Annotated in this window: 7 protein-coding genes and 1 tRNA gene; 3 read left to right on the top strand and 5 right to left on the bottom strand. The window is 72.9% G+C overall.

Going from position 1 to position 5,364, the window contains the following annotated elements; genetic code table 11:
* Positions 1-61: 61 nt before the first annotated feature.
* From VFW24_01695 to VFW24_01685, 3 genes are all read right to left on the bottom strand, one after another.
* A tRNA-Pro gene (locus VFW24_01695) sits at positions 62-139 on the bottom strand.
* Positions 130-981 carry a hemolysin family protein gene (locus VFW24_01690; protein HEX5265461.1) on the bottom strand — a complete coding sequence of 284 codons (852 nt, stop codon included), beginning with the start codon at positions 979-981 and terminating at the stop codon, positions 130-132. The genes VFW24_01695 and VFW24_01690 overlap by 10 nt, the downstream gene beginning before the upstream one ends.
* A gap of 3 nt (positions 982-984) precedes the next feature.
* On the bottom strand, positions 985-1,410 hold the full coding sequence (locus VFW24_01685; GenBank protein HEX5265460.1) for a response regulator: 426 nt from the start codon (positions 1,408-1,410) through the stop codon (positions 985-987).
* Positions 1,411-1,485: 75 nt separating this feature from the next.
* Between VFW24_01685 and VFW24_01680 the strand changes: the two genes are divergently transcribed.
* Positions 1,486-1,836 (top strand): STAS domain-containing protein, encoded by a 351-nt coding sequence (locus tag VFW24_01680; GenBank protein ID HEX5265459.1) that lies wholly within the window; start codon positions 1,486-1,488, stop codon positions 1,834-1,836.
* 2 nt (positions 1,837-1,838) lie between these two features.
* Here VFW24_01680 and VFW24_01675 read toward each other — a convergent pair whose 3' ends face one another.
* Together VFW24_01675 and VFW24_01670 are read right to left on the bottom strand one after the other, a co-directional pair.
* Complete coding sequence (locus tag VFW24_01675) at positions 1,839-2,930, bottom strand: ArsA-related P-loop ATPase (GenBank protein ID HEX5265458.1); 1,092 nt, start codon at positions 2,928-2,930, stop codon at positions 1,839-1,841.
* A 43-nt stretch (positions 2,931-2,973) separates the two neighbouring features.
* Positions 2,974-3,942, bottom strand: coding sequence for an ArsA-related P-loop ATPase (locus tag VFW24_01670; protein HEX5265457.1), 969 nt, complete (start codon positions 3,940-3,942; stop codon positions 2,974-2,976).
* A gap of 171 nt (positions 3,943-4,113) precedes the next feature.
* On the opposite strand from VFW24_01670, the gene VFW24_01665 reads away from it, so the two are divergent.
* Together VFW24_01665 and VFW24_01660 are read left to right on the top strand one after the other, a co-directional pair.
* On the top strand, positions 4,114-4,377 hold the full coding sequence (locus VFW24_01665) for a WhiB family transcriptional regulator (protein ID HEX5265456.1): 264 nt from the start codon (positions 4,114-4,116) through the stop codon (positions 4,375-4,377).
* Positions 4,378-4,470: 93 nt separating this feature from the next.
* The coding region (locus VFW24_01660; GenBank protein HEX5265455.1) for an alpha/beta hydrolase at positions 4,471-5,364 on the top strand (894 nt) is incomplete at its 3' end.

The following is a 5,364-nucleotide window of genomic DNA, read 5'->3' as shown; positions in this document are numbered from 1 at the left end:
ATCACGCCGCAATCAAAAGATGGCGACTGAACTGCGATGTATGGTCCGGACGACGGTGCAATGGTCGGGAAGGCGGGATTCGAACCCGCGACCTCAGCGTCCCGAACGCTGCGCGCTAACCAAGCTGCGCTACTTCCCGTCGGCCGGAGCTTCCCCGGCCTCCCCGAGCCTATCCGATGGGGCCTTCACGATGACCTTGCCGACCCGCCGGCGGTCCATCTCGGCCACCCGCAGCTCCCAGCCCTCGTAGCCGAGGGTCTCGCCCTCCTCGGGGATATGGCCGAAGCGGTCGAACAGGAAGCCCCCGACGGTCACGTACTCCCCCTCGGGGAGCCCGATGGGCAGCTCCTCGTTGACGTCGTCGACCGGGCAGTCCCCGGCCACCAGCCAGCGGTCGGCGTCGACGCGCACGATCGGCGCCTCCTCGTCCCGGTCGAACTCGTCGGGGAGCTCGCCCACCAGCTCGCTCACCAGGTCCTTGATGGTGAGCACCCCCTCCACGCCTCCGTACTCGTCGACGACCACGGCGAAGGCGTTCCTCCTCTTCCGCATCTCCGAGAGGGCGTCGAGCACCTGACGGCCCTCGGGCACCAGGAAGGGCCGGCGCAGCTTGCGGATCGGGGAATCGGCCAGCAGCGGCGGCCCGTCCCCGTCGCCGCCCACGATCACGGCGCCGGGGTCCGCCTGCTCGTCCCACCACCCGGACCGGAACAGGTCCTTCACGAACAGGATCCCGACCAGGTGGTCGAGGTCGTCGTCGTAGACGGGGAAGCGGGAGTGGCCCGACTCCCGGACGGCACGAACCACGTCGCCCACCGAGACCGGGGCCTCGAGAGCGACCACGTCGACGCGCGGAGTCATGACCTCCCGGGCGGTGCGGTCGCGGAGCGCGGTGAGGCTGGCCAGGATCTCGCGCTCCTCCTCGCTGGGAGCGTGGGCCTCCAGGTCCCCGGCCCGGTCCTTCCGCCACCGGCGGAGCACGGACTATTCGGCCGCGGTGGTCAGGATCGGATTCGGCGCGTACGAGGAGTCGTAGTAGGTCCCCCCTCCGAGCAGGGCCGTCACCGCCCGCCGGATCCGTATGGGATCCATCGGCTTGACCAACCAGCCCTCGGCGTCGACCCGCTTGGCCAGGAAGACGTCGGCCCGCCGGTCGAGGAGCATGAGCACGGGAATACGGTCAAGGCGACCCGAATCCTCCTCGAGGCGCAGCTCCTGGCACACCGCCATTCCACCCATGTTCCCGATCTGGAGGTCGAGCACCACGAGGTCGGCGTCGTTCTCCTGGAGCCACGGCAGCACGGCCAGCCCCCGCTGGATCTCGACCACCTCGTGGTCGGGCCCGGGGAGGGCGGCGACCACCTCGTCGACGACCCAGTGACCGTCCGTGGCGATGACGATCCGCGGCACCCCCGGGAAGGTAGTCCCCCTTCTCCGATGGGTACCATCCTGCTCCCGAGGTGCACCTCACCCGAGAGGAGCAAATTGCTCGAGATCCAGATCGAGGATTCCCGGGACTACGTCGTCTGTCGTCCCACGGGGGAGCTCGACGCGTTCACGGTGAGCCAGTTCCGGGAGGTCCTGGCCGAGCTGTCAACCCGCCCTCGCCTGGTCATCGATCTGTCCGAGGTGCCGTTCATGGACTCCGCCGGGCTGGGCGCCCTCATCGGGGGGATCCGGCGCACCCGGGAGCAGGGCGGGGACGTCTCGGTCGCCTGCAACCGGCCCACCCTCATCCGCCTGCTCCGCACGACCGGGTTCGACCGGGTGGTGACGGTGGCCGACACGGTGGAGGAGGCGGCCGCCTCGCTCGCCTCCGCCGCCGGCACCGCCTGAGCTCAGGCCCCGAACAGCTCCCCGGCCACCAGGGCCAACCCCGACAGGTCGTGGACGTCGGCCGGTAGGAACGGCACCCGGGCCAGCGGTGCCGGGTCCACCCGGCGGGCCAGATCGGCGAAGTTCGCCTCCTCGGTGTCCGCCACCGCCTCCAGCTCGCCCAGGTTGGCGACGGCCGCCCCGACGGCACCGTTGCCCGCACCCGCCGCCTCCAGCCGCGCCGACAACCGGGCCGCCGTGCCGGGCGCGCCGAACCGGGGATGCAGCCGGTTGACGACCAGGGCGGCGGTCTCGTAGCCGGACTCGTCCAGCCGGTCGACGAAGAACAGCGCCTCCTCGACGGTGTCGCGGCGCGGGGAGGCGACGACGACGAACGCCGTCCCCGGCTCCGACAGGAGGCTCTGCACACGCGCCGCCCGGTCCCGGAAGCCCTGCTCCATGCCCTCGAACGCCTTGAAGAAGGCCACGGCGTCCTCGACCACCTCGGCGCCCACCACCCGGGACACGGTGCGGAGGAAGGTCTGGGTGGCCACGCTGACGGCCCGGAGGTAGGCGCGGGTGGGCATGACCAGCAGGCGGAAGATCCGGTTGTCGAGGAAGCGGGTCAGGCGCCGGGGGGCGTCCAGGAAGTCGAGGGCGTTGCGGGTCGGGGGGGTGTCGACCACGACCAGGTCGTAGCGGCCGTCCTCGTGCAGCTCGTAGAGCTTCTCCATGGCCATGTACTCCTGGGTCCCGGACAGGGCCTGGGAGAGGTTGCGGTAGAGCCGGTTGTCGAGGATCCCCTGGGCCTGGGTGGGGCCGGCGGCGTAGCGGGCCACCAGGTCGTCGAAGGTGCTCTTGGTGTCGAGCATCAGCGCCCACAGCTCGCCCGGCCACTCCCCGGCCACCCGGGTGGCCCGGTTGGAGAGGGTCTCGACGCCGAGGGCGTCGGCCAGGCGCTTGGCGGGATCGATGGTGACCACACAGGCCTTGCGCCCCCGCCGGGCCGCCTCGAGGGCCAGGGCCGCCGCCACCGTCGTCTTGCCGACCCCGCCCGAGCCGCAGCAGATCACCGTGCCACGTTCGGTCACCAGGCCGGTCACCGGGGCCGTCACGGGCGCGACAAGTGGTTCGGTCACCTGCTCGTCGCCCCCCGGGTCACGGCCGCACCGCCGGCTCCGGCAGGGCGGCGATCTGCGCCGCCAGGGCGTCGGCCAGCTGCTCGACCTCGGCCGGGCCCACCTCGGTCGAGAACAGGTAGGGCAGGCGGAGCTGGGGGAGGGGAAGGGCCTCGGCCAGGCGCCCGATCTGCTGGGCCTGGAGGGCCTGGCGCCCCAGCCGGAAGGCGGCGGCGGCCCGGAGGGCCCCGGCGTCCTCGGCCCCGATCCCGGCCGCGGTGGTCTCCTCGGGGCTCGGCTCGGCCAGCCCGTCGGTGGGGGGGTAGACGCCGTTGACCACGACCGGGGTGAGGCTGACCCCGACCCGGTCCTCGATCTTGAACGCCGTCTCCACGGCCTCGTTGACCGGGGTCTCCTCGGGCAGGGTCACGAGCAGGACCTGACACCGCCTGGGGTCCGACAGCAGGGCCACCACGTCGGCGGCCTGGGTGCGGATGGGGCCGACCCGGAAGGCGTCCAGCAGCCCCGGGGCGCTGGTCAGGAAGGTCACGGCGTGGCCGGCGGCGGGGGCGTCGACCACGATCAGATCGGCGGCGGAGCCCCGCTCGAGGGACTTGACCTTGCCGAGGACCAGGATGTCGCGCAGGCCGGGGACGGCGGTGGCGACGACGTCGAGGGCCCCGGTGGACACCAGCCGCTTGGACACCCGCTTGAGGCCGTGGTCGATCAGGTACTCGACCAGGGCGTCGTCGGGGGTGAGGGTCCGGGCCCGCACCTCGGCCCGCCCCGCCTCGGCCGGCAGCAGGACCACCTCGGCGTAGGTCAGGGGGTCGGGGTGCCCGAAGGTGGCCCCGAGGCCGCTTTTCCCCTCGATCTCCACGATCAGGGTCGAAAGACCCAGGCGTGAGGCCATGCGGGCCACCGCCGCCGTCACGGTGGTCTTGCCGACGCCCCCCTTCCCGGCCACGATCAGCACCCGGGCGGCCTGGCAGAAAGCGGCGGGGTCCATCTCCAGCGGGAGGCTACCCACCGCCCCGCGCCGCGGCGGGTCCGGGACGGCGCCCGGCTGCGGCGGCGACGTAGCCCCAGGTCAGGGGTGGTGGCGCCGAGATTTGACCCTTGTTTGGGGCCGTGCCTCCCGGTAACTTCACCAGCGGGAGGGGGATCGGGGGTTGGTGCCGTGAGCGTCCAGCGAATCGAGGAGACCTGGCAGCTGAAGGCCGCCTGCCGCGGTCCTCAGGCCGTGGTCTTCTTCCCGCCGTCGCATTTCGAGCGGAAAGAGGAGAAGTCGGACCGCGAGGGGCGGGCTAAGTCGATCTGCGCCACCTGCTCGGTCCGCAGGGACTGCCTCGACTACGCCCTGCGGATCCGGGAGCCCCACGGGATCTGGGGCGGCCTCAACGAGCTCGAGCGCAAGGTCCTCCTGGGGCGCCAGGCCGTCTGACCTCCGGGTTACCCGGACCTGTCGGCCGGGTGACTTATCGTTCGCGTGATGCCTCGCCCTGCAGCAGCGGCGCGAACTGCCGATAGGTCGGACATGGGGCACGACAGCGCCACCCTGCGCTGGGAATCGGTCGAAGTAGACGGGCGAAGGTCCCGTTACGGACTCGCCCACCCCGCCCCCCACACCGGCAGCGACGCTCCCCCCGTCCTCTTCCTCCACGGGTGGGGCCTGACCGCCGGCGCCTACTCCGGCGCCATCCACGAGCTGGCCCGGTCCGGCCACCGCGTCCTGGCGCCCGATCTGCCCGGCTTCGGGGGCACCTCCGGGCTGCCGGCGGGTTCGACCACCTTCCCCGGTTACGCCGCCTGGGTGGAGTCGTTCCTCGCCGCCGCCGGGGTGTCGGGGCCGGTCCGCCTCGTCGGCCACTCGTTCGGAGGCGGGGTGGCCGCCTGCTCCGCCCGCCTGCTGGACCGCCGGGTCCGCCACCTCGTGCTCGTCAACGCCGTCGGCGGGGGGGCCTGGACGGCCGGGGCCGACGGCCGGGTGCGGGCCATCGCCGAGCGGCCGTGGTGGGACTGGGGCCTCCATTTCCCCGGTGACCTGTGGACCCCCAGCGGCTTCGTGACCCTGCCCCGGGTGCTCGGCGGCGCCGTGCCCAACTTCGTGCGCAACCCCCGGGCCGTCCTCAGCGTCGCCAACCTGGCCCGCACCGCCGACCTGGGCCAGGAGCTGTCCCACCTCCGCCGCCGGGGCGTGCGGGTCTCGGTCGTGTGGTCGGAGCGGGACCGCATCGTCCCCCGGGCCAACTTCGAGGCCATGTGCCAGCTCCTCTCGGTCGAGGGTCGCGTCGTACGGGGCACCCACGCCTGGATGCTGGGGGAGCCCCGCCGCTTCGCCCGGGTCGTGGCCGAGCTCCTGGATTCGGAGCCCGGCGGCCGCCGCCTCCCCGCGGCGATGATCCGCCGCCTGATGCAGCGCCGCCCCGCG

Source organism: Acidimicrobiales bacterium, from assembly GCA_036273495.1.
Lineage (GTDB): Bacteria > Actinomycetota > Acidimicrobiia > Acidimicrobiales > JAJPHE01 > DASSEU01.
This window is presented reverse-complemented; position numbering and strand designations above follow the sequence as displayed.

Coding starts and splice junctions, on each gene's coding strand:
- VFW24_01670 (HEX5265457.1), bottom strand. CDS start 3,942: ATGGACCCCGCCGCTTTCTGCCAGGCCGCCCGGGTGCTGATCGTGGCC.